The sequence below is a fragment of the Halorhabdus salina genome (genome assembly GCF_013839425.1).
Classification (GTDB): Archaea; Halobacteriota; Halobacteria; order Halobacteriales; family Haloarculaceae; genus Halorhabdus; species Halorhabdus salina.
Genome location: NZ_JACDNP010000003.1, coordinates 53,894 through 74,529 on the forward strand (window position 1 = coordinate 53,894; position 20,636 = coordinate 74,529).

The 20,636-nt window shown below is 60.5% G+C and carries 22 protein-coding genes, 1 tRNA gene and 1 pseudogene; 18 read left to right on the top strand and 6 right to left on the bottom strand.

Going from position 1 to position 20,636, the window contains the following annotated elements; translation table 11 throughout:
- Positions 1 to 56 precede the first annotated feature (56 nt).
- A complete protein-coding gene (locus HZR20_RS04855; protein WP_181685471.1) occupies positions 57 to 992 on the top strand; it encodes an alpha/beta hydrolase in 936 nt (311 codons plus the stop codon).
- A 94-nt stretch (positions 993 to 1,086) separates the two neighbouring features.
- Positions 1,087 to 1,965, top strand: coding sequence for an ATP-grasp domain-containing protein (locus tag HZR20_RS04860; protein WP_181685472.1), 879 nt, complete (start codon positions 1,087 to 1,089; stop codon positions 1,963 to 1,965).
- Positions 1,966 to 2,345: 380 nt separating this feature from the next.
- Here the strand turns inward: HZR20_RS04860 and HZR20_RS04865 are convergent, their stop codons facing one another.
- Positions 2,346 to 2,741: an Hsp20/alpha crystallin family protein gene (locus tag HZR20_RS04865; RefSeq protein ID WP_181685473.1), complete on the bottom strand. Its 396-nt coding sequence runs from the start codon at positions 2,739 to 2,741 to the stop codon at positions 2,346 to 2,348.
- Between the two features lie 222 nt (positions 2,742 to 2,963).
- Here HZR20_RS04865 and gap point away from each other — a divergent pair, with 222 nt between their 5' ends.
- Together gap and HZR20_RS04875 are read left to right on the top strand one after the other, a co-directional pair.
- The gene (gene gap / locus HZR20_RS04870; RefSeq protein ID WP_181685474.1) at positions 2,964 to 3,974 is read left to right on the top strand and encodes a type I glyceraldehyde-3-phosphate dehydrogenase; all 1,011 of its coding nucleotides are present in this window, start codon (positions 2,964 to 2,966) and stop codon (positions 3,972 to 3,974) included.
- 70 nt (positions 3,975 to 4,044) lie between these two features.
- Complete coding sequence (locus tag HZR20_RS04875; RefSeq protein WP_181685475.1) at positions 4,045 to 5,268, top strand: phosphoglycerate kinase; 1,224 nt, start codon at positions 4,045 to 4,047, stop codon at positions 5,266 to 5,268.
- 335 nt (positions 5,269 to 5,603) lie between these two features.
- Here HZR20_RS04875 and rdfA read toward each other — a convergent pair whose 3' ends face one another.
- Both rdfA and HZR20_RS04885 read right to left on the bottom strand, forming a co-directional pair.
- The gene (gene rdfA, locus HZR20_RS04880) at positions 5,604 to 6,227 is read right to left on the bottom strand and encodes a rod-determining factor RdfA (protein ID WP_181685476.1); all 624 of its coding nucleotides are present in this window, start codon (positions 6,225 to 6,227) and stop codon (positions 5,604 to 5,606) included.
- Positions 6,228 to 6,272: 45 nt separating this feature from the next.
- A complete protein-coding gene (locus tag HZR20_RS04885; RefSeq protein WP_309484899.1) occupies positions 6,273 to 8,225 on the bottom strand; it encodes an archaea-specific SMC-related protein in 1,953 nt (650 codons plus the stop codon).
- A gap of 1,311 nt (positions 8,226 to 9,536) precedes the next feature.
- Between HZR20_RS04885 and HZR20_RS14475 the strand changes: the two genes are divergently transcribed.
- The 10 genes from HZR20_RS14475 to HZR20_RS04930 all read left to right on the top strand — a co-directional run bounded on the left by HZR20_RS14475 (position 9,537) and on the right by HZR20_RS04930 (position 16,081).
- Complete coding sequence (locus tag HZR20_RS14475; protein WP_258560359.1) at positions 9,537 to 9,659, top strand: hypothetical protein; 123 nt, start codon at positions 9,537 to 9,539, stop codon at positions 9,657 to 9,659.
- Positions 9,660 to 9,670: 11 nt separating this feature from the next.
- Positions 9,671 to 9,841 (top strand): hypothetical protein, encoded by a 171-nt coding sequence (locus tag HZR20_RS04890; RefSeq protein ID WP_181685478.1) that lies wholly within the window; start codon positions 9,671 to 9,673, stop codon positions 9,839 to 9,841.
- 24 nt (positions 9,842 to 9,865) lie between these two features.
- A complete protein-coding gene (locus tag HZR20_RS04895) occupies positions 9,866 to 10,819 on the top strand; it encodes an aminopeptidase (protein WP_181685479.1) in 954 nt (317 codons plus the stop codon).
- A 74-nt stretch (positions 10,820 to 10,893) separates the two neighbouring features.
- Positions 10,894 to 11,541 carry an HVO_0476 family zinc finger protein gene (locus tag HZR20_RS04900; RefSeq protein ID WP_181685480.1) on the top strand — a complete coding sequence of 216 codons (648 nt, stop codon included), beginning with the start codon at positions 10,894 to 10,896 and terminating at the stop codon, positions 11,539 to 11,541.
- Between the two features lie 2 nt (positions 11,542 to 11,543).
- Positions 11,544 to 12,242 carry a protein-L-isoaspartate(D-aspartate) O-methyltransferase gene (locus HZR20_RS04905; protein ID WP_181685481.1) on the top strand — a complete coding sequence of 233 codons (699 nt, stop codon included), beginning with the start codon at positions 11,544 to 11,546 and terminating at the stop codon, positions 12,240 to 12,242.
- Positions 12,243 to 12,304: 62 nt separating this feature from the next.
- Positions 12,305 to 13,039 (top strand): protein-L-isoaspartate O-methyltransferase family protein, encoded by a 735-nt coding sequence (locus HZR20_RS04910; protein ID WP_181685482.1) that lies wholly within the window; start codon positions 12,305 to 12,307, stop codon positions 13,037 to 13,039.
- Positions 13,040 to 13,240: 201 nt separating this feature from the next.
- Positions 13,241 to 14,065 (top strand): hypothetical protein, encoded by an 825-nt coding sequence (locus HZR20_RS04915; protein WP_181685483.1) that lies wholly within the window; start codon positions 13,241 to 13,243, stop codon positions 14,063 to 14,065.
- A gap of 105 nt (positions 14,066 to 14,170) precedes the next feature.
- Positions 14,171 to 14,557: a fluoride efflux transporter CrcB gene (crcB, locus tag HZR20_RS04920; protein WP_181685484.1), complete on the top strand. Its 387-nt coding sequence runs from the start codon at positions 14,171 to 14,173 to the stop codon at positions 14,555 to 14,557.
- On the top strand, positions 14,554 to 14,904 hold the full coding sequence (locus HZR20_RS04925; protein ID WP_181685485.1) for a fluoride efflux transporter FluC: 351 nt from the start codon (positions 14,554 to 14,556) through the stop codon (positions 14,902 to 14,904). The genes crcB and HZR20_RS04925 overlap by 4 nt, the downstream gene beginning before the upstream one ends.
- 70 nt (positions 14,905 to 14,974) lie before the next feature.
- Complete coding sequence (locus HZR20_RS04930; protein ID WP_181685486.1) at positions 14,975 to 16,081, top strand: aminotransferase class V-fold PLP-dependent enzyme; 1,107 nt, start codon at positions 14,975 to 14,977, stop codon at positions 16,079 to 16,081.
- Between the two features lie 21 nt (positions 16,082 to 16,102).
- Here the strand turns inward: HZR20_RS04930 and HZR20_RS04935 are convergent, their stop codons facing one another.
- Positions 16,103 to 16,759 (bottom strand): hypothetical protein, encoded by a 657-nt coding sequence (locus tag HZR20_RS04935; RefSeq protein ID WP_181685487.1) that lies wholly within the window; start codon positions 16,757 to 16,759, stop codon positions 16,103 to 16,105.
- A 162-nt stretch (positions 16,760 to 16,921) separates the two neighbouring features.
- Here HZR20_RS04935 and HZR20_RS04940 point away from each other — a divergent pair, with 162 nt between their 5' ends.
- Together HZR20_RS04940 and HZR20_RS04945 are read left to right on the top strand one after the other, a co-directional pair.
- Positions 16,922 to 17,368 (top strand): zinc ribbon domain-containing protein, encoded by a 447-nt coding sequence (locus HZR20_RS04940; RefSeq protein ID WP_181685488.1) that lies wholly within the window; start codon positions 16,922 to 16,924, stop codon positions 17,366 to 17,368.
- Positions 17,369 to 17,425: 57 nt separating this feature from the next.
- Positions 17,426 to 17,848, top strand: a complete 423-nt coding sequence (locus HZR20_RS04945) for a dCTP deaminase (protein ID WP_181685489.1) — start codon at positions 17,426 to 17,428, stop codon at positions 17,846 to 17,848.
- A 105-nt stretch (positions 17,849 to 17,953) separates the two neighbouring features.
- Here the strand turns inward: HZR20_RS04945 and HZR20_RS04950 are convergent.
- A pseudogene (locus HZR20_RS04950) lies at positions 17,954 to 19,263 on the bottom strand (RNA-guided endonuclease TnpB family protein).
- A 200-nt stretch (positions 19,264 to 19,463) separates the two neighbouring features.
- On the opposite strand from HZR20_RS04950, the gene HZR20_RS04955 reads away from it, so the two are divergent.
- Positions 19,464 to 19,631: a hypothetical protein gene (locus HZR20_RS04955; protein WP_181685490.1), complete on the top strand. Its 168-nt coding sequence runs from the start codon at positions 19,464 to 19,466 to the stop codon at positions 19,629 to 19,631.
- A 369-nt stretch (positions 19,632 to 20,000) separates the two neighbouring features.
- Here the strand turns inward: HZR20_RS04955 and HZR20_RS04960 are convergent.
- Positions 20,001 to 20,073: transfer RNA gene (locus HZR20_RS04960), tRNA-Asp, on the bottom strand.
- A gap of 334 nt (positions 20,074 to 20,407) precedes the next feature.
- On the opposite strand from HZR20_RS04960, the gene HZR20_RS04965 reads away from it, so the two are divergent.
- On the top strand, positions 20,408 to 20,635 hold the full coding sequence (locus tag HZR20_RS04965; protein ID WP_181685491.1) for a DNA-directed RNA polymerase subunit H: 228 nt from the start codon (positions 20,408 to 20,410) through the stop codon (positions 20,633 to 20,635).
- The last annotated feature ends 1 nt before the right edge of the window (position 20,636 follow it).

Below are 20,636 nucleotides of genomic sequence, written 5' to 3' on the forward strand. Positions count from 1 at the left end.
GTTGGCTCTTGATGGGCCTCGGCACGCTTTTGCCACCGCGAGTCGAAAGTCGCCCCATGCGCGCTGAGGAGATTCATCCGCAGGCCCGTGCCGTCGTTGATCGCCAGCGACGGCTCGGTCTGCCACCGATTTCCCGGTACGATCGCCGACTGATCCGGGCGCTCGAACGTGTCGGGACGTGGCTTGGCAACCGGGAGCAGCCAGCGGTCGGGGCGACGACTGACGGCGCGATTCCCGGTCCCGAGGGCGAGGTTCCCGTTCGAGTCTACCAGCCGGACGAACCGGGGCCGTATCCGACACTCGTGTACTTCCACGGTGGGGGATTCGTCTTTGGCAGCATCGCCACGCACGATACACTCTGTCGACGACTCACCCGGGAAACCGGTGCTGTCGTCGTCTCCGTCGAGTACCGACTCGCACCCGAACACCCGTTTCCCGCGGCCGTCGAGGACGCCTTCGCTGCCACCCAGTGGGCGGCCGAACACCCGGATCGGCTGGATTCTGACGGGAGTTTGGTGGTGGCCGGCGACAGTGCAGGTGGGGCCCTGGCCGCCGGAACGGCTCTCCTAGCCCGGGACCGGGGCGGCCCCGAGATCGACTCCCAGATCCTGTTCTATCCAGGGGTCGGGTTCCGCGAAGAGCAGCACTCAGTCACGCAAAACGACGGCATCGTCCTCGCTTCTGAGGATCTGGTGTGGTTCCAGGAGTGTTATTACGAGAGCGACCTCGACAGTCACAACCCCTACGCCGATCCGACCCACGCTCGTGATCTGGGTGGCGTCGCGCCGGCGACAGTCGTCACGGCCGGGTTCGATCCACTCCGGGACGGCGGGATCGAGTACGCCGAACGACTCGAAGCCGACGGCGTCGCCGTCACACACCGTCATGAGGACGACATGATTCACGGCTTTGCGACCGCGGACATCGACCGTGCGAAGACGATCGTCCAGGACGTGGCGGCCGATATGCACGACACACTGGGGACGGAATGACGACCGATTTGCAGACCGCGCTCGGGACGGAATGACGGCGGTTTTCGGGGCCACGTGACCGAACAGTTTTCCGGGTGCCTGTCCCACTCGGCATATGCTCCGGCTGGCGGTCTCGACGCAAGCCGAGACCTACGAACGCATGCGGGATCCGCTTGCTGACCGCGATATCGAGGTGGTGCCGATTCGAACCGACGAGCGGACCGTCCCACTCGGTCGCGATCCGTTTCCCGACGTGGACGTGGGCTATGTCTTCCCCCCGCGACTGATGGAAGGCGGCGTCGCGGTGGCTTCCCTTAACGTGCCGTGGGTAAACGACCGCGCGTGCGTGCTGCGCTCACGCAACAAGGCGGAGACGCTGGCCCGACTCGATGCTGCCGGGCTACCGACGCCGGAGACCACGCTCGTCTCTAACCCCGTCGATCGCGAGGCTCTCGAATCCGTCTTCGAGCAGTTCGACCCACCCGTCGTGGTCAAACCTAATTCGACGACTCGGGGGACTGGGGTGACGCTGGCCCACGACCTGGATTCCTTCCTGGGTATCTGTGATTATCTGGATCTCGTCCACGACTACCGGGCAACTGGCGATCGTTCCTTCCTTGTCCAGGAGTTTCTCGCGGACGCGACGGATTATCGTGTGATGGTCCTCAATGGCGAGTACGTCGGTGCCGTCGAGCGCCGGCTGGACGACGCTTCCGGGGGCCATTGGAAGCACAACGTTCACCGCGGCGCGACCGCCCAGGCCGTCGATCTGACGGACCAATACCGTCGACTCGCCGAACAGGCCGCCTCGGCGATGGACATTCCCATCGTCGGTATCGACTTGCTCGTGACGGCCGACAGCGCCGTCATTACAGAGACGAACGCCCGGCCGACGATTGACGACGCCGATAAATACGTTGCTGGTTTCTGGGACCGTATTGCCGATATTGTCCGTCGAACCGCCAGGCTGCCGTCCGGTTCTGAACGCGAGTAACGTCACTGCTGTCTTCATTTGCTTCTCCGAAGTGCCTTCGTGGGAAACATATGGAAACTGCCATATCTTTTGTGGTGGTTGGTACCAATTGATATATTGCAATCCGGTCTATCGAGCAGCTAGTGTCCTGTGGTATAGACAGGTGATATTTTGTTACAAAAACATTATTATAGACCGTGTACAACTAGTTGATGCTATGTCCGCAGTGGAACTGCATCAGTGTCCGGCGTGTGGAAGCGACGAGAAACAGAAGGTGGGTCAGGATTCGGTACCCGGAGGTACCGACTGGCGCCATTATGAGTGTCTGTCCTGTGGCTACGAATGGCGTGTTTGATCGCCTGGTGTCGCCATTTTGACGCCTATACAAAGACCGAACAGCGTCAAGAGAGATCAATGTCCGCTGAGTCGTCGCCTGTCTCGAACGTAACTTCTAGAATACCGTTGTTGTAACTCGCTTCGGCCGTGTGCTCATCGACTCGGGTCGGCAGTTGGACCCGCTCGTGGTATTCCCGTTGATCGCCAGCAGCATCGATTGTGAGTCGCTCGCCATCACACTTGAGGTCGATCGCGTCCTTCGAGACACCCGGCAAGTCAGCGACAACACGCAGTCGCTCGTCCTCTTCGTAGACATCGAGATGGACGTCGTTCGTCGTCGCTGACTCGCCCTCGCGGCGTTCGACGTGCATGTCGAATTCCCCACTCGTCATGTCGTTCATCATCCGCTCAAGCTCGCGAAAGAAATCGTTGAACGGGTCGTCGCGGTCGTCTCTTCGCATGCCTCTCAATTGGGCCGAACGCATCAAAAGCCTTCTGAACGGCGAAATATCCGTCAGTTGTTGTCTCCTCGAATTCGATTGCACGTACGTTCGTCTGTCGGTGCATATCGTGATATATACCGCCTTCACGAGTATCGATCGTGAGATACTCATCTTTCACTTCGCCATATCGAAAAACATTTACTCAATGTTGCCGCTACCTTCATACGGAGCTATACTACTATGAGTGCAAGCGATCCGGTCCGCATCGGGATCAACGGCTACGGTCGAATCGGCCGCTGTACCCTCCGTGCTGCCCTCGAGAATGACGATGTCCAGATCGTCGGTATCAACGACGTGATGGACTTCGAGAAGATGGAATATCTGACGAAGTACGACAGTGCGCTGGGCACGCTCCCGTACGACGTCGACCTCGACGGCGATACGCTGGTCGTCGACGACGAGGAGATCGACCTCCTCAACGTCCAGAGCCCCGAGGAACTTCCCTGGGACTCGCTGGATGTCGACGTCGCCATCGAGTCCACCGGTATCTTCCGGACGAAGGACGAGGCGAGTGCCCACCTCGACGCCGGCGCGGAGAAAGCGCTGATCTCCGCACCGCCGAAGGGTGACAAGCCCGTCCCGCAGTTCGTCTACGGTGTCAACGACGACGAGTACGACGGCGAGGACATCGTCTCCGCCGCTTCGTGTACCACGAACAGCGTCTCGCCGCCGATGTACGTCCTGCTGGAGGAGTTCGGCGTCGACGCTGCCGAAATGACCACGATCCACGCCTACACGGGCAGCCAGGCCATCGTCGACGGCCCCAAGTCCAAGACCCGGCGTGGCCGCGCGGCCGCCGAGAACATCGTCCCGACGACGACTGGTGCCTCGACGGCGACGCCCCAGATCCTGCCCGAACTGCAGGGCAAGTTCGAAGCGATGGCGATCCGTGTTCCGGTGCCGAGCGGATCGATCACCGAGATTGTCGTCGACCTGCCCGGCAACCCGGGCGTCGATGAGATCAACGACGCGATGGTCGAGTACTCCGAAGGCGAACTCGACGGCGCAATGGGTGTCATCGACGATCCGATCGTCTCGCGTGACGTCATCGGCCGACACAACGGCTCTGCCGTCGACCTGGGCAAGACCTCGACCGTCCAGGACGGCAAGCTTGCGAAGATCTTCGCCTGGTACGACAACGAGATGGGCTATACGTCCCAGATGATGCGCCTGGCCGAAGACATCGTCTGATCATCGGATCCATCCCTCCCCCGTCGTGTACAGGGACGCAATTTCTTTCAGAACACGAAACCCACCAATCATGGCTGCATTCAACACGCTTGATGACCTCGCAGATGGACAGCGCGTCCTGGTTCGCGTCGACCTCAACTCACCGGTCGAGGACGGCGTCGTTCAGGACAACCACCGCTTCGATCGCTACGCCGAAACGGTCCGGGAACTCGCCGATCGGGACAACAAAGTCGTCCTGATGGCCCACCAGGGCCGACCTGGCCGCGACGACTTCGTTTCCCTCGACCAACACGCCGAAATTCTCGAGGAGTACGTCGGCAAGGATATCCAATTTATCGAAGACACCGTCGGCGACGACGCCATCGACGCCATCGAGGCTCTCGAAGCGGGTGAGATCCTCCTGCTGGAGAACACCCGGATGGTCGACGACGAACTGCCCGAGAAGGCCCCCGAAGAACACGCCGAGAGCGACTTCGTGAAGACCCTCTCGCCGTACTTCGATGCCTTCGTGAACGACGCTTACTCGGCGGCCCACCGTGCCCACGCCTCGACGGTCGGGTTCGCGCTGGCACTGCCCGCCTACGCGGGCCGCGTGATGGAAGCCGAGTACGAGTACAACACGGGCGTCGCCGAGCGCGCCCGCGAGACCGAGGGCCAGGTCACGATGGTTCTGGGTGGCAACAAGAGCGAGGACGTTATCAGCGTCGTCAACAATCTGGGCGACGCCATCGACACGTTCCTCATCGGCGGCCTGCCCGGCGAACTGTTCCTCCGCGCGGAAGGCAAGCCCGTCGGGTACGACGTCGGCGGGATGGACCTGCTTGACGACCAGTGGGCCGAGACCAAAGACACGCTCGAGGATCTGGTCGCGAACCGCCGCGACGAGTTCGAACTTCCGGTCGACTTCGCCTACGAGAACGACGACGGCGAACGCGCTGAAATCGCTCTCGACGACATCGAGGAGAAGGAGACGGGCTACCTCGACATCGGCCACGACACGATCGATTCGTACGTGCCCATCATCGAGGAGAGCGAGGCCGTCTTCGTGAAGGGCGCGGTCGGCGTCTTCGAGGACGAACGCTTCAGTGATGGCACGGTCGAACTTATCGACGCGATCGGCCGGACCGATTGCTTCTCGGTGGTCGGCGGCGGTGACACCGCCCGGACGCTGTCGATGTACGGACTGAGTGAGGACAACTACGACCACATCTCCATCGCCGGCGGTGCGTACCTCAACGCCCTGACTGGCCAGGAACTGGAAGCGGCCGAAGTGCTGATCGAACAGGCCAACTAAAACTCGGCGATTCTTGCGACGCGGCTATTTCGCCTGGCTTTTTCCGGCGCTTTTCGGTGTCTATCTAGTGCTGCGTGGCCATTCGCCTTCGTCCTTCTCGGTCGTGTCGTACGTAGCGCTGTCTCTGTTTCGGTTGTTGCTCTGCTTGCGCACTCGGTTTTCACGACGCACCGTTCACTCCATATCTGGAAAATATGTAGTATTGTAACTTGACATGTTAGGTAGTTCGGTGCCGAATGATACTTCTCGATTCTATGAGTGGCGATGGACAACAAGTCGGAAGGGACAGCGAGGGCCGGCACGTCGTGACCGAACGATATCCCACAGCAGTCCGGTCACTTGTGGCTACGCGTACAGTCACAGCCGCCCTGCTCAAGGAAGGAATTGACGTCGTATTGCGTCCCACATTCCTGGCACAACACCTGGACGCTCGCAAACACTTCGAAGTCTTCGACATCGATTCGGTCTGTTTCGCCGAGGTTATCGATCCGGGTTTCCGTGATCGCTTCCAGCCGTGTTTGTAGACGTTGAATCGACTCTTGATCCTTCTCGATTTTCTCCTCGGCTGATGGCTGCTCGTACTCGGCGCCCCGCCACTCTTTCAGGTACGAGCGAATCGCCTGGTAGGTGACGAAATCACGGTCGAGCTGTTCGAGATCGACACCGTTGCGTTGGAGGCGTTCACGGGCATCGGTTCGGACACCGGCGCTGACGTCCGTGTCGGTGAGGTTCCGATATATCGTGTCGACATCGTGTTCGAGCGTGCTCATCCCTGCATCAACCAACGTCTGTGCCAAGAGTCGCTTATTGAATAGCTCGGCTAAGTCCCGTAGGCTCAGCCGTCGGTCACCATCGGCCGTCCAGCGCGATTCGAGTTCCTCGCCGAGCTCCTCTAGGGCGTACCGGTCGATCAACCGAGCCACTTTGCTCGACGGTTTGTCTGTCTGTTCATCAGCCATGGGTCAATTCTCGTCTATCGAACTCTAAACCCGGCGATATGGGATTCATAAGGACGTAAGACGCCTGTAGTCGTCGTCGACAGCCTGGGCATCTTCGGGCAGTAGCGCTACGACCAGAAACTCCGCATACTCGGCGAAGTAGTCGATCAGTCTGGCGATCCGCTCGGAGTCGATCGCTTCGAGAGAGTCAAGCAACATGAATGGGATGTCTTCGTGGAGGTCGTGCACGAGGTAGCCGGCGAGTGCGAAGACCAGTCCCGTAACCTTCCGTTCACTCTCACTGAGGTGGTCGATCGTATCGTCGTATGCCACGTCGTTGTCCGTCGTGCGGACGACGTGGAGTTCGAAGACAGTCCGGTCGACTGTTTCCCGACCTTGACGGACCGACTCTGTCGTCCGGTCGATCCAGATTCGATCGAGGTTTTCGTACTCCAAGATATCGAGGATCGCGTCCATGTGCTTGTTGAACGCCTCGACCGCTTCCTTCTCGATCTGCTCGATCCGCGTCCGGGCGTCCGTGAGCTCCTCTCCTAGCCGTTCGCGTTGCTCTCGCAAGTCTTCGGCTTCCTCGATCATCGATTCGATCTCGGCGATCTCCTCGGTTACGTCCTCGAGGCTCGATTCGAGGCGCTCGATATCGAACTCGAGCTGGTTGGCTTCCCGGTGAAGTGAAAGGATCTCCTCGAAATTGGTGTCCTCGAATTCGTCGACCGCCGTTTCGAGATGCTCGATCTCTTCGGTAAGTTCCTCACGGCTGTCTTTCAGTGTGGAGAGGCGCTCTTCCCGTCGCTCGACCTCTGCGTCGATATCTTCGAGTTCGCGTTCGATCTCCTCGCGTCGCTGCCGGGTACGTTCGATCTCCCGGCGCCGGGTTTCGTCCTCGTCGAGTGTGTCGTTGACGTCGTTAAGCGTCCGGACTTTTTGTTCGCGAAGGTCCTCGAGGGACTCGACTGTCTCTTCGATCTGGTCGCGCTGAACGCGTGACCCACACGTCCAGCAGACGACATCCTCGTCGACATCCTCAAGCAGCTGGTCCGTGACGTCGCCGTTCCGTGACCCCGCGTCGTTTTCGACGTCACCCAGCAACTCGTAGTCCTCTTCTTCGAGCCGCTCTTGGTTGTAGTTGATGAGGCTCTGGAGGTCACTGATCTCGCTGTTCAGGGACTGCCGACGGTTCCGGAGTGTCTCGATTTGGTCCGCCAGCTCGTCGTCGCCCTCCGGATCCGGGAGCTCCGACAATTCCGTCTCTAGTTCCGACCGCTCGCTCCGCAGCGACGAGATACTCTCCTGTTGGGTTTCGATATCTCGTCGAACGGTTTCCAGTTCGGAGCGGACCGATCGCAGTTCTTCCAGTGCATCCTCGAACTCCGCTTTGACCCGCTGACTCTCCTCGATGTTATTTGAACTCTTGTCGATCGTCTCCTCGAGTTCGGCCAGCTCTTCGCGCTTGCTTTCGATCTCGGCTTCGACCGTATCTCGGCGTTGTTCGAGCTCCGGGAGATCACGCTTGCGGGACTCGATCGTGGCCAGCTTGTCGTTGATCGATCCCTTCTCGTCGCGGAGGCGTTCGATCTCTTGTTTGATCTCCTCGACGTCGATCGGTCGCATGATGAGCTCGTGGAGGTCTGCCCCACGTGAGACGGCCAGCCGCGCCTCGTTTGCTTCGTGCAGAAAGGCGAACAGCTCCGCAACCGTCGGATCGTCGAGATATCCGTCCCCTTCGTAATGCACCGCGTCGCCAGCCGCTTCGAGAGTCCGCTTGTACTCGTCTTCTCCCAGCGTCATCTCGACGCGTCCCTCATCGACATCGGCCTTGAGCGACGCTTGGTCCGACCCCATCGCAGCCATAATTGCCTGTAAAAACGACGTCCTGTTGGTCGCGTTGTCGCCCACCAGAACGGTGACCCCAGGCTCCACGTCGACATCGGTCGACGTGATCCCGCCGATGTTTTCGACGGCGAACGACGCGACCCCTGGCTGTTGATCTTGTAAACTCACAGGCGGGAGTGGACGCCATGTCCATTTAAACATATTGTTCGTTCACAAATATTCTCTATAGATGATGGTATATTAATTCTGAGTCAATCAGAATATATCTCTTCCGAGCCCGACATTGCCTACTGGCTGCCCAAATATGCATCTAAATTTAAGGTATATATGAATAATACGTCATATGATGGTTTAGAGCCGGTTCACCGGACACTTTCCTGGAAAGATCTATCCCCCGGACGAGATCTCGGCCCAGTTTGTGTCCTCATGTCTTATTATGCTGTTCGAGGTGTTCTATCGCTCGACTTGGCTGGCTCGATCTCGAATTTTCGCGAGCCAGTATCGAGATCCAATAGGTCGGTACGACGGACGCTGTGCGTCTCCTATTCGTTGTCGTGGTGTCCCTACACCTCACTTATTCCACGCCGCTTTGTGTTCTTTCGACGCATTCGCCTTCTTCGTCCGTCGATGGTCCGCCCCATCATAATCACGTATGGTATATTTCATCGGTACGTTCAAGCATAGTATTCAGTTAGTTGCTTGGCGTGTTCAATGTTCTTTGTGACGCTAAAACGACACCCTTCGTGGAATTTACCCCTGATCTGATTGTCCGCGCTCTTTCGTATCTTATGCTATTCGCTCGTAAATCGCCAGTATCGGAGTAGTTATTTCGACTTTATCGGATTTTGTGCGCGCTTGACGCGATCATTTTCGCATTTGTCTGTCTGAGTCGGATCGGTTTATTCCTGACTGATCAAACGATCTCCGCCCTCATAATTCTCTTTTCTGTCATATCGGGATAAATCCATATACATGGAGATGTAAGTAAACCTATCTTATGAGTTTTTGTGAATATAGTTCCTTTATTCATCTAACTGGGTGAAATAACTGGTCAATAAGCGTGCGAATCTACCAGTGAGGAATACCGCCGGCAGTCATGGGATATATGTGGCCCAAAAATCGACGATGCGATCAAGCCACTCGATTTTCCCGTCCTCTCCGTCGGACTCTCTGCCGTCTTCGTTTTCGGACATACTTTCAATTATATCCTCCAACTATATATATATTCGTCTGTATTGAATAGCTGCTTGTTACAAATCCCGTGAATGAAATTGCCGTATTCACGACGACTGTTATGCTCCTGTGATTGCTACAGGTAGCCAGCTTTGTGAGGGGCTCGGTATGGGCCTCGCTCTATTTGTCGAGGCACGGGTCGTGGCTTGGGTCGGAGAAGACATCCGTCCGATCTGCCCACCACTCGTTTTCGGGCGCCTTGTCGTATCTGGATGTCGTATACAGATCGGCGTCATCGCGGACACGGTGCGTGTATCCGGCACGTACCTGGACGAAATGGGTCAGTTGGCGTTTGACGATATCGAGTTTGCCGTCTATCACGGTACCAGCGAGCCTCTCATCGACGCGCTCGTCGACACTGGCTCGTAGGACTGCCCTCTGTGGGCACACCCACGAGCGAGCACGCGAAAAACGGAACCGACGGGACGGTTCAACTCAATCCCAGCGGCGTGCCGATCCCGGCAGCGCCAAATCCGCCCGCGACGCTCGTCATCCAGACGACAACTGGCTCGACCGACGCATTCGAACTCCGTTGGGGCCGAAGACACTAATTGTTCGCCCGCGTACCCCTTGCCATGAGAGATACTGATTTTCGACGGCCAGCGGAAACGGCAATCCAGCAGTGTCTCGGTCTCGACACCGACGAATCCTGCTTGATTGTCACCGACGACCAGCGCCGTCCGATCGCCGAGGCGCTGTACGCGGTTGCCAGCGAGACGACAGACGACGCGATGATCCTCCAGTACCCACCCGGTGAGCAGCACGGAGCTGAGCCCCCCGAAACGGTCGCCACGGCGATGGCGAGTGCCGACGTCGTTCTCGCCCCGACGACCAAGAGCCTGAGCCATACGCGGGCCCGGACCGAGGCCAACGAGGCTGGCGCCCGGGTAGCGACGCTGCCAGGGATCACTGACGACGTGTTCACGACCGGACTGAACGTCGACTATGGCGAGATTCAGGATCACAGCGAAACCATGTACGATCGGGTCGCTGACGCCGCTGAGATTCGGGTCACGTCTGATCAGGGCACTGACATCAGGCTCCAGCCAGGTGATCGAGAGTGGCAACTCGACACGGGGATCGTCCACGACGCGGGGGTGATGTCGAACTTGCCAGCCGGCGAGGTGTTCATCAGCCCAGAGACTGTGACTGGAACCATCGTTGTGACGGGGACGATGGCACCACACGGACGACTCAGCGATGATCAGGCAGTTCACATCGAGGTCGAAGACGGTTACGTCACCGAGATCGACGACGAGACGATCCGCGGGCAGGTCGAGGAAGCTGCTGAGTCGGTCGGCCAGGACGCCTACAACCTCGCGGAGTTCGGCATCGGCACTAACGTCGGCGTCCGTCAACTGGTCGGGTCGGTACTACTCGACGAGAAGGCCGGTGGGACGGTCCACTTCGCGATCGGCGACGACGCGGGCTTTGGCGGCGATACCGAGGCACCGATCCACCTCGATGGCATCCTCCGGAACCCGACAGTCTCCGTCGACGGCGAGGAGATCACACTGCCGAGTCCCTGAAGCCCACGCTGGACCCGCTTCGACCGCGTCGCTCCGACGGCGTTCTTTTACGTTCGCGTCGAGTACCGTCAGCCATGACAGACTCAACACAGCGGGTGGGGCTTCCCTGTCCGGCCTGTTCGCCCGATCTGGAGACGGTCCATGACGTTCTCAACGACGGCGGGCAGGCAACGGTTCGGTGTACCGAGTGTGACCACGTGCATAAGACGACTCTCCCAGAGCCCAAGACGGTCCAACGCGATGTCGTCGTCTCACAGGATGGCGAGTCGTTCACGGGGACGGCCGAACCGCCCGCCGATGAGACTCTGGCGGTGGGCGAGGAGTTCGTCTTAGAGACCGAGGAGGCGATCATGACCGTCCGAATCACCAGCCTCGAACTCGCCCAAGGACGCGTCGAGGAGGCTCCCGTCGAGGATGTCCAGACGATCTGGACGCGCGCGGTGGGCAACGTCAGCGTCAACGCGACGATCCACCCCAAATCGGGGGCCCGTGACGAGACGCGAAGTGAGACGCTGCACGTCCCCGGCGACTACGAGTTCGTCGTCGGCGAGACCGACGAACTGGGTGACTTCACCTATACCATCGAGGGGATTCATCTCCGGGATGACGCTCGCGGCTACGATTACGAGAAACTCGATCACGACCGGGACAGCGCCCCCGCCAAGGACGTCAACCGGCTCTACCTCCGGGACGAGGAAAGCGACGCCTGGTCGGCGTGGTAAGGATGGCTCGCTGGTGGGGTACCGACCGGGACGATACCCCGGCCGCCGACGGTGGGGATGAGGACTGGCGACAGCGACGGCAAGCCCTGCTCGACGGCCTCCGTGAGCGCGATCGGGTGAGCGACCGCGCGCTGGACGCGCTTTCGGCCGTGCCGCGACACGAATTCGTGCCCCAGGCGACTCGTCGAGCGGCCTACGCCGACCGGCCGCTGTCGATCGGCGAGGGCCAGACCATCAGCGCGCCGCACATGGTCGCCATCATGGTCGATCGCCTCGACCTCGAACCCGGGCTGGACGTCCTTGAGATCGGGACCGGGTGTGGCTATCACGCGGCCGTCACCGCTGAAGTCGTCGGGGCCGAGCACGTCTACAGCGTCGAATATCACGCCACACTTGCCGAACAGGCCCGGCAGCGCCTGGCCGACCTGGGCTACGGCGACGTGTCGATCCGCGTCGGTGACGGTCACGCAGGCTGGCCAGAACACGTACCGTACGACCGTGCCTATCTCACCTGTGCTGCCACGGAGGTCCCGGCGACTGTACTCGACCAACTCCGGCCCGGTGGCGTCTTTCTCGGGCCGATCGGCACGCGATCACAGCGACTGGTCCGGGTCAGCAAGCATCCGGACGGATCGACGGAGCGCGAGGACGTCGGTGGCGTCCGGTTCGTCCAGATGCAGGGTAGCGAGGAGTCGCCGTGACTTTCGGGCACGGACCACCGGCGAACGCGGCGTTCATTAGGGTGGACGCGTAACCCGGCCCAATGGATCCCGCGGTGTTGCGTGAGGATATGATCGATGGACTCCGCCACGAGAGCCGTGGTGTCCTCGACAGCGAGACTGTCGCGACGGCGATGAACGCCGTACCGAGACATGCCTTTTTCGACGACGAGCGGGCGGCCTACGCCGACCGGGAGACCGAACGCGTGGGGACACGCGTCCTCGCACCCTCGACGGTCGCCAGGTTGTTCGAGGCCGCAGCCATAGAGCCGGACGATTCGGTGTTGCTCGTCGGTGCCGGCGTCGGCTACACGCCAGCGGTCGCGGCTGCGATCGTCGGTTCCCGCAACGTCCAGGCGGTCGACATCACCCGGCAGGTCGTCTACGAGGCGCGAGGGAACCTGGCGAACGCGGGCTATGCGTCGGTACTCGTCGACTGCCGGGATGGGGCCGACGGCCTTCCCGAGTACGCTCCGTACGATCGTATTCTCCTCGAAGCGGCGGCCGTCGAGCCGCCACAGACCCTCCTCGACCAACTTGCCCCCGACGGGCGACTGGTCATGCCACTTGGGGCCCGTGAGCAGACGCTGACCGTCCTCGAAGATGGCGAGGTCGTCGAGGAGTGTGGGGCTGTGGCGTTCCGGCCGATGCTCGTCGAGGGCGAACAGGTCGGTGCCATCGAGCGCAATCGGATGCACCGTGAGGATGAAGAACGCGCTCGTCAGGCGGCCCAGTCACGGACCGGCTGGGAGCAAGACTGGATCGACTGGGACGGGTAGTGAGTCCGTCGTGTGTGTCCGGGGCGGAGTTGTCGGCATCTTCCGACCGCCTCGACGCACGCCCTCGATTGACGTGGATTTTTGTGGTGGCTGGGCGAACCCTCAAGTAATGGTGCGATCTATCGTTGGACTTCGACGTTACGCAGTCGTCGAGAGGGGCCATCGAGCGGAAACAGCTGCGATCGTTGCGGGGCGTGACTGATGGACGAAGACCGCCCAACGGCTGACCCCGACGTCGACCTAGAGCAACCCAAGTCGCTGGATATCGGGTCGCTACTGGCGGATGGTCTCGACGGATTGCTGTCCCGGACCGGGGCCCAACTCGTGGTTCTCATCTCCGCTGTTGGCATCGTGAGTACCGTTCTCTGGCAGTCGATTCAGCTGACAGTCAGCGAAACGATGCTGTCGTACCTGCGTGAGAATTTCGATCTGGCCGACCCGCAGGTACAGACGGCGCTGACCGAACTCGAGCGGACGATCGATGCGATGGGACTGACCCTCGACGTCTCGCTTCCCGTAATCGTCGTCGCCATCTTCGCGCTCGCATTGCTGGGCGAAGCGGTCAATATCGTCGCTGTTAGAGCCTTTGCCGACGGTGCGCTCGATGGGATCCCACGCGACCTCGCGACGCGTCGACTGACGATGGCGACGCTATATGGTTTTCTCGGTGGGACAGTGTTGCACATCGCGATCGGACTGGGACTGGTGCTGGCAGCCATCCCCGGGATCTTCATTTACGTCGGGACGCTGTTTTTCCGCCAGGAGATTGCCATTGCCAATAAGGGGCCGATGGCGGCCCTCTCGGGCACCTGGAAACTCACGAAGGGCAACCGCTGGATGTTATTTGGATTGGCTGTCGTGTTGTTCCTCATTGGATTTGTCATCCTACTCTTCCCGGGCATCGTTCCCGGCACTGCTGGATCCCTCGTCAGTGTGGTCGTCTCCAGTATCGTCGGCGTCTTCTCGATTGCCACCATCACAGAAGCGTACGTCAGACTTCGGGAACAGAACGCCGAGTCGGCGTAATCGCGTATCGATCCCTGCCTTCTGCGTTTCTGGCGGTTCCAGGGGATCAGATCGACGCGTCGTCGCATCGAAACCCACGAGTGTGCTGACTCGAAATTGCCACTGATGGAACCGGGCCAGCCCCACCCCCTCAAACGGGCTGAACCACTCGTCTTGATCGCCGTCGGTGGGTTCGCTGGGGCAATCTTGCGGTACGCACTTTCGTCTGGACTGCCCAACGTCGTCCTCGGAACGCTCGCAGCCAACGCTCTCGGGAGTTTCGGCCTCGGGATCGTCCTCTACGAGGCGCGTCTGGCCGACCTGCTCTCGACGGAAACCCGGCTGCTGGTCGGGACCGGCTTTCTCTCGTCGTTCACCACCTACAGCACGTTCGCCGTCCAGACGGCCGCGCTCTCGCCGACGTGGGCTGTCGGGAACATCCTCGCTAACTACGCACTCGGCATCGCTGGCGTCCTCGCCGGTCGGGCCGTCTCCAGGGGGCTGGTAGCATGAATCCCGCCGTACTGGTCGGTTTCGGCGGGATCGCGGGCGCACTCGCCCGTCACGCCGTCGGCCAGCGGGTCGAACGCGAGGGCGGGGACACCTTCGCGGTCAACGTCTTCGGAAGCTTCCTGCTCGGGGCGATCGTGGCCGCGCCGCTCGACGATCCGGTCGCGCTGGCGCTTGGTACTGGTTTCTGTGGCGCGTTCACGACGTTCTCGACGTTCGCCTTCGAGACCGTTCGCCTCTACGAAGACGGGCGTCGCCGTCGCGCGCTCGCCAATGCGACGGCACACCTGGCTGGCGCACTCCTCGCCGTCGGACTGGGCACGCTGGTCGTCAGTATCCTCGTCGGGTAGCGGTCACCGTCGCCGGCTCGCTCCCTCGCCGGCCGCGGGGTTCACGTGCCTCCCGATCCTCCGTTTTCGTATGAATCCGGAGGATCTTCGCGCGGCAATGCCCGTTATGAGCGAGGTTGCGTATCTGAACACCGGTGCGAGCAGTCCTGCCCCACGCCCGGTCGTCGAGGCGATGACAGACTGGCTCGAGTATCACAATTTCGAGGCCCCCGTCGAGGAGGGCATGTACCCGCACGCCTGGGACTCCTACGAGGCCGTCCGCGAGACAATCGCCGGGTTTCTGGGCACGTCGCCCGAGACGATCGGACTCACGGGAAGCACCGCAGAGGGGATCTCAGTGGTCGCGTCTTCGATCGACTGGGTGCCTGGCGACGTGATCGTCCGGACCGACCTTGAACACCCGGCTGGCGTGCTCCCGTTTGACCGCATGGCCGATCTCCATGGCGTCGAGGTACGCACTCTCGAGACCACCGATGGCCGTCTCGATCTGGACGTCCTTCGGGACGCTGTCGCGGATGCGCGCTTGCTCGCGATGAGTTCGATCTCCTGGAGTCACGGCACCCAACTCCCGGTTGAGGAGGCGGTCGAAATCGCCCACGACGCCGGCGCGCGGGTCCTGATTGACGCCGTTCAGTCGCCCGGTCAGCGCCCGGTCGATCTCGAATCCTGGGGCGCGGACTTCGTCGCTGGCTCGGGCCACAAGTGGCTCCTTGGTCCGTGGGGTGCCGGCTTCCTTTACGTCGCGCCCGACGCGATCGACACGCTCACCCCACGACGGATCGGGTATCGCGGCGTCGAGGAGCCTACTGGTTCACCCTATGAGTACAAGTCGGGTGCCGCCCGGTTCGAACTCGGGACGACCTCGCCGGCCCCGCACGTCGGCCTCGCCGCGTCGATCGATCTGCTGGAATCGATCGGCATGGACACCGTCCAGGCCAGGATCGAGCGGCTGACCGACCGTCTGAAGGCGGGTCTGGGCGATCGACTCATCAGTCCCCGCGAGTACGAGTCGGGACTGGTCACCTTCGAGACAGACGACCCCGAGACGACGGTGGAGCGACTGGCCGAGGCAGGGGTGATTGTCCGGTCGTTGCCCTTCCCCGCCGGGGCGGTTCGGGCGTCCGTCCACGCGTACAACACGGAGGAAGACGTGGATCGGTTGCTCGAAGCCCTGTAGGAGGCTGCCGACCGCTCTCGCTCACTCGTCGCCGACCGGCCGGCGTCGCAATTCGTCGATCTGGCTCCGCAGGCGATCGAGTTCGGACTCCAGTTCCTCGCGGCGGTCGATGAGGTTGCTCAGTTCCTCGGTATTGACCGAGAAATCGTCGTCCATTGCGGCCTCGAGGGCGTCGGTCGTCGAACGGACGAACTGTGTACCAACTTCGAGTACTTCCTCCGGTGACTCACAGCCCTCATAGAGGTCGACTTCGCCTGACTTGACGGTATAGCGAATCAGCGGCAGCGCCTCTTCGGCGTGGTAGCTCGTCGTCGTTTCCAGGCCGGTGACGGGGTTTTGGCGGTCGCGAGCCTGTTCGTTCCGGACGATGCTGAACGGCTCCGCTAAGGACGGATAGGTGTCGGCCAGGTCCCGTAACCGGTCGGCTGCGGTCACGTCCAGCTGTGCCTCGACGTCGCCAAAGAACTGTGCCGAGCCGGTCAGGCTTAGCGCGACAGTGAAGAAGACGCTCCGGTTCTCCTCGGCGAGTCGTCGGATGCGGTCCCGAATGGCCTCGTGCTCGCCCTCCAGGGCCTGCCGTTCGAGATCGTCGAGCAACGCGTGTACGCCCGCTTCCCGTTCGAGGTACTCCTCGACGAGCAACCCCGGTAACTCTCCGGAATCGTCCGGCTGGTCCATAGCCGCTTCTTTGGGCCCTGTCACTAAACCCTTCCCGCCGGGAGCGGTTGCCGGAACGGTTCATGTCTGCCTGGGGGGCGCGGTGTCCGGTATCGAGCCCCCTCGAGAGCGAGGCCACAGTGCGCCGAAAGACAGTAGGCCGGTTGGGAACAACCCCGCTGTATGAGTGAGTGTCCGTATTGCGGGGCCGATGCCGAGGCGGGGGCACGGTACTGTGATCGGTGTGGTGAGCGACTCGTCTTCGAGGGGGACAATCGGGACGGCTTTCTCGAACGGACCTCGATTCAGTACCTCCAGGGCGTGCGCCACGGGGCGCGACCACTGGATCCATCGACCGCCTATCACGAGCAGCTTCAGACGGAGCTGATCGCCGCGATCGAGGACTTCTCGCACCTGGCCAACGTCGAGAGACTTGCGCTGTCGGACGTGCTCGACGTCGACGACGACGCACTCGAAGCCCTCGAAGCCGGGGTATCGCCGGACACCGATCTCAGTCCCGCGATGCGCCGTGCGCTGGGGGTCGCCGTGCTTGTCGCCTTGCTCGAAGACACCTACGACGGACCGACGCTTGACGAGTTGCAAGCACTCGTCGCCAGTGACGCCGAGTGACCCCGCGAGCCAACCGAGACGAACGTTGTTGTCGGTCGGGCCTGTCACTACCAGTTGATGTCCTCGAATCTGACTGACGTTGTCGACGGCATCGTCTACGAACCGACCCAGACTGAGGGCCCCGGTCTCGATCTCACGCTGGCCGACGTCTCCGAAGTCACGGCCCCTGGCCGCGTTGACTTCGGCGGCGGCGAACTCGAAGCCCCCGACTTGCGCGCGGTCCAGACGACACGTCGCCACAGCGACGACGACTACGAGTGGTATCATCTCGATTCGGGCCAGTACCTGCTGGCGTTCAACGAGTCTCTCACCACAACTGACCAGTCGTACTGGCTGCAGACCCGTGACGCCGTCAGGACGGCCGGGGCGTTCCACCCCTCGCTCCGTGTCACCGACCTGGATCCAGTCCCCTTCTCGGTAGGTGGTGAGGGCATCCGGCTGAAGGAAAACGCACGCATCTCGACGTTGCTGGCGCTGTGACATCCTCCCCGTCGTAAACGGAGAGGGAGCTTCGCTCCCTCAGGCAGTCGGGCGTAGCCCGACGACGACGGGGCTTCCCGTCCCGCAGTTGGGATATTTGCTGGTCTACGACACGACCTGTTCTCTTGTCGTGAACGTCCCGCTCTCGCGGTCGAACAGATATGTCGATGGCTGTGCCACACAGCCGTTACTCCTATCCTTGCCGTGAGGACTCGGAGTTATCTTCTGGCGCATATTCTCCGCCCCGTTACAATCCGCGTTGGCTACCAACTCACACGACGAGCAGACGTACAGACCACGCTCGACACGGTTCGACTTTGTGCTATCGCCACACCGTGAACACGTCTTCGAGGTGTCCCACTCGTTCTCCTTCAGCACCTCAACACCACGCATCTTGCCTTTGTATGCGAGGTACTGGTAGATGCGGTCGAACGCCCACGAGTGCAACTTTTTGTTCCCGGTCTTCCCCCAGTCAGCCTCACGCACGTCTTCAGGCCAACTCACCGCGAGCGTGCCAACACCGCGTTCGACACACTCCGTGATAATGGCGTCCGTGAGCGTGTGGTAGAAGTGCGTCTCACGATTAGCGAGTTTCTGGCGTGCCCACAGTGACTTCTCCGAGGGGCCGTTCTCACCTTCCGTGTCGTACTCGGCTCGCGTGAAGTAGTGCTTGTCCTGCTTGAGCGAGTTGCCGGGGTACAGGACGTACTCGTCAGGGAATGCAACCGTGGCGATGTTTGTGATGCCGAGGTCGATTCCTGCCACTTCGTCGCCTACTGAGTCGTTTGTTTCGAGCTCGACTTTACAGACGAAGTGCAGTTGCCACTCGTCGCCGTTCCAGACAGCACGAACGTTCTGAACCGTGTTGACATCACCGAGGTCAACGTCCGGCCGAGTCTGGTACTCGCAGAGGATGAAGTCCGACCAGTATTCTTTGAGGTTTGACCCCTTGCTGAGTCGGACGCGGTTGTTCTCGGGATCGTGTTCGAACCCGTCTGCTTTGAACGTGACCGTCGAACGCGGTCGGGTGTCGCCGTGCTTGCGGTTAGCGTGAGACCGAGGTCTCACGTACCATTCGAACGGGCGCTTCGCGCCCGTGAGAAGAAGCCGGGCGGATTCGCCTCGTCGTCCTTGTGTCGCAGGTCGAACCACGACTGGAAAGCGTCGGAAAGTTCTTCGATGACTTTCTGACTGGATTGGGCGTTCAGGTCTTTCCAGCACGCTTGATTCTTCATATACGACTTTAGCACACTCTCGTTTGGAATTTCGTCAGTTGCATCCCATACGCGGTCGGCTGTCCATCGTGCGACATTCCAGATTTTCGAGGCGGAGTCTCCGAGCGAATCGAGATCACTCTTGACCTGCCGGTGGTTCTGGATGGAACCAACGTAGGTGCGCGTGACCTCAATCGCCATACATAGCCTATATAGATATACCTACTTAATGGCTCGGATTGGCGTTGAATATCCAGTTTGCTATTGAACGATAGATTGCGTAGTTGAGTGACGCGATTCACACCCGCCGTGAAACGGCGGGATTCTCTCGCTGCCTAAAGATAGCTCGTCCATCGACTCGTGGGGGCCACGCTTTTCGTGCTCGCCCGCGTTGTGCGCCTGTGGGACTGTTCGAAAACCTCGGGCGCAAAGTCGAGTCCTTCAAGCAGGGCGCGTCCGACAACGCCAGCGAGCCAACCCATCGCTGTGGGGACTGCGAGTCGGAATTTTTCACTGACTACGAGACCTGTCCCGACTGTGGGAGTGACGCCGTTTACCCGATCGAGTAACGCTATTGCATTCGCGTTGCGTGATTCAAATCCCGCTTTGCGTTTCGACGCTCACGAAGACGAGCACACGCTACGCGGTGCTCGTCGGAAATTGTTCGCAGTAGAAGACGCCCGAAGCGAGACTGAGCGAATCCGTCGGATTCGCGAAGGTCGGAAGACGATCGCGTCTTCCGGGACTGAGCAAACGCGAGCGTTTTCGAAGGTCGAGAGACGCCGTGGCGTCTCTCAGGATTGTGAACCGGAGGAAGACGGTCGCTCACTCCGTTCGCGCTGCGTCTTCTAGAGTTCAAATCCCTCGCGGGGTATTTGCCGAACTCGAGTCGCTCGGCGACGAGACGCCTCGCTTGTGGGTTGAGTTCGGCAAAAGTACGCCCGGAGCGGGATTTGAACCCGCGTCACGACCGTGACAGGGTCGTATGATGGGCCACTACACCATCCGGGCTTGCTGCATCCTATCGTATCCGGGTGCTAATATTAAGGCTTTCCAAACAGACCCGGACTGTCGGTCCTTCACGTGGTGATGATTGACGTAGTGCGTGCCGATTGGCTCCCACGACGAGCGGTGTCGATCGCTAACTTCGAATTGAGTGAACTGCCAGGGGGTATCCGACCAGAACACATTTACCTGAAGTCGGCATACGTGCTGGTACTGAACGCCCACACGCCGACAGCCACTGCCGAGGTTTTGATAAGCGTTATATGCCCTCCGCTGATAACCCTCTGTAGTATCTCGTGACAACAACCTTCTCCAGCCCGCCACACCAGACATCACACACATGGTAGACGTAACCCAACACGAACTCGTTCCGGAACACACCATCCTCGAAGATGACGAACTCGAGGACGTGCTCGCGGAGTATGATATCAAACGGACCGACCTGCCGAAGATCAAACGCGCCGACCCGGCCTTGCCTAACGAGGCGGAAGTCGGCGACGTGATCGAGGTCGTCCGGGATTCACGAACAACCGACACCGCAGTGGTGTACCGACTCGTCGTAGAATAAC

Coding starts and splice junctions, on each gene's coding strand:
- HZR20_RS04855 (WP_181685471.1), top strand. CDS start 57: ATGCGCGCTGAGGAGATTCATCCGCAGGCCCGTGCCGTCGTTGATCGC.
- HZR20_RS04860 (WP_181685472.1), top strand. CDS start 1,087: ATGCTCCGGCTGGCGGTCTCGACGCAAGCCGAGACCTACGAACGCATG.
- HZR20_RS04865 (WP_181685473.1), bottom strand. CDS start 2,741: ATGCGAAGAGACGACCGCGACGACCCGTTCAACGATTTCTTTCGCGAG.
- gap (WP_181685474.1), top strand. CDS start 2,964: ATGAGTGCAAGCGATCCGGTCCGCATCGGGATCAACGGCTACGGTCGA.
- HZR20_RS04875 (WP_181685475.1), top strand. CDS start 4,045: ATGGCTGCATTCAACACGCTTGATGACCTCGCAGATGGACAGCGCGTC.
- rdfA (WP_181685476.1), bottom strand. CDS start 6,227: ATGGCTGATGAACAGACAGACAAACCGTCGAGCAAAGTGGCTCGGTTG.
- HZR20_RS04895 (WP_181685479.1), top strand. CDS start 9,866: ATGAGAGATACTGATTTTCGACGGCCAGCGGAAACGGCAATCCAGCAG.
- HZR20_RS04900 (WP_181685480.1), top strand. CDS start 10,894: ATGACAGACTCAACACAGCGGGTGGGGCTTCCCTGTCCGGCCTGTTCG.
- HZR20_RS04905 (WP_181685481.1), top strand. CDS start 11,544: ATGGCTCGCTGGTGGGGTACCGACCGGGACGATACCCCGGCCGCCGAC.
- HZR20_RS04910 (WP_181685482.1), top strand. CDS start 12,305: ATGGATCCCGCGGTGTTGCGTGAGGATATGATCGATGGACTCCGCCAC.
- HZR20_RS04915 (WP_181685483.1), top strand. CDS start 13,241: ATGGACGAAGACCGCCCAACGGCTGACCCCGACGTCGACCTAGAGCAA.
- crcB (WP_181685484.1), top strand. CDS start 14,171: ATGGAACCGGGCCAGCCCCACCCCCTCAAACGGGCTGAACCACTCGTC.
- HZR20_RS04925 (WP_181685485.1), top strand. CDS start 14,554: ATGAATCCCGCCGTACTGGTCGGTTTCGGCGGGATCGCGGGCGCACTC.
- HZR20_RS04930 (WP_181685486.1), top strand. CDS start 14,975: ATGAATCCGGAGGATCTTCGCGCGGCAATGCCCGTTATGAGCGAGGTT.
- HZR20_RS04935 (WP_181685487.1), bottom strand. CDS start 16,759: ATGGACCAGCCGGACGATTCCGGAGAGTTACCGGGGTTGCTCGTCGAG.
- HZR20_RS04940 (WP_181685488.1), top strand. CDS start 16,922: ATGAGTGAGTGTCCGTATTGCGGGGCCGATGCCGAGGCGGGGGCACGG.
- HZR20_RS04945 (WP_181685489.1), top strand. CDS start 17,426: ATGTCCTCGAATCTGACTGACGTTGTCGACGGCATCGTCTACGAACCG.
- HZR20_RS04965 (WP_181685491.1), top strand. CDS start 20,408: ATGGTAGACGTAACCCAACACGAACTCGTTCCGGAACACACCATCCTC.